Source organism: Actinacidiphila oryziradicis (assembly GCF_005047355.1).
Classification (GTDB): Bacteria; Actinomycetota; Actinomycetes; order Streptomycetales; family Streptomycetaceae; genus Actinacidiphila; species Actinacidiphila oryziradicis.
The window spans coordinates 1-1269 of record NZ_SUMC01000342.1; the positions used below are offsets into that span (position 1 = coordinate 1).

1 protein-coding gene is annotated in these 1269 nt (G+C 67.8%); it reads right to left on the minus strand.

Going from position 1 to position 1269, the window contains the following annotated elements:
* Nucleotides 1-180: 180 nt before the first annotated feature.
* Nucleotides 181-1269: molybdopterin dinucleotide binding domain-containing protein (locus FCI23_RS55765; RefSeq protein ID WP_322974075.1), on the minus strand; the 1089-nt coding region annotated here is incomplete at its 5' end.

The window sequence follows — 1269 nt, forward strand, 5'->3', positions numbered from 1 at the left end:
CGCCCGCGTGACGGAATGTTCGCCACCCGTTTACTGAACTTCCCCATTGGTCTGGACAATTTGATAGCGGGATGAATGGTTCCCCAAGGAAGGCGAAGTACCAGGAGGACCGCCCGCAGTTCCAGAACCGCGCGGGCGCCGGCGCGGCAAGGCCGGCGGAGCGCGGCTGCGACGCTGTCCTCACATCGTCCCGTCGGTCCGCGGCGAGGGGACGACCTCCACTTTGAGATGTTTCATGAGTGGTTGGTCGCTCTGCAGGCTGTAGTCGCTCGCCGCGCACAGGACGTTCAGCTCCGGCATGTAGCCGGCGGCTGAGCCCGGCGGGATGTCGTAAGCGATGGCCCGGTAGCCGCGGACGGAGCGTTGGCTGCCGTCCTTGGCGGTGCTGGTGATGTCCACCAGGTCGAGTTCCTTGATGCCGCGGGCGCGCATGTCGGCGGTGTTCATGAACACCAGGGTGCGCAGGTTCTTCACACCGCGGTAGCGGTCGTCGCTGGAGTAGATGGTGGTGTTCCACTGGTCGTGGGAGCGCATGGTTCCCAGCGTGAGCGTCCCGGGGGCGGGGACGACGTCGGGGAGGGGGGCGGAGGAGAACTCGGCCCGGCCGGAGGGGGTGAGGAAGACGAGTTCGCGTGCGGGCTGGCAGATGCGGAAGCCGAGCGGGAGGCGGACGCGCCGGTTGAAGTCCTCGAATCCGTCCAGGGCGCTGGCCATGGTGTCGCGGATGCGGTCGTAGTCCTCGACGTACTTCTCCCACGGTGTGGTGCTGTGGGGCAGGGTGGCGCGGGCGATGCCGGCGATGATGGCGGGCTCGGAGAACAGGTGCGGTGAGGCAGGGCGCTTCATCCCCAACGACAGGTGCACCATGCTCATCGAGTCCTCCACGGAGGTGGACTGGAGGCCGGCCCGCTGGTGGTCCTTCTCGGTGCGGCCGAGGCAGGGCAGGATCAGGGCCTTCTTGCCGTGCACCAGGTGGCTGCGGTTGAGCTTGGTGCTGACATGGGCGGTCAGCTCGCACTGGCGCAGCCCTTCGAAGGTGTAGGGGGTGTCCGGGGCGGCCATGGCGAAGTTGCCGCCCATGCCGATGAAGACCTTCACCCGGCCCTGGTGCATGGCTTCGATGGTGCGCACGGTGTCCAGGCCCTCTTCGCGGGGCGGGTCGATGCCGCACGCTTCGGCGAGCCGGTTGAGGAACTCCTCGGTGGGGCGGTGGTCGATTCCGCAGGTGCGGTTGCCCTGGACGTTGCTGTGGCCGCGGATGGGGCATGG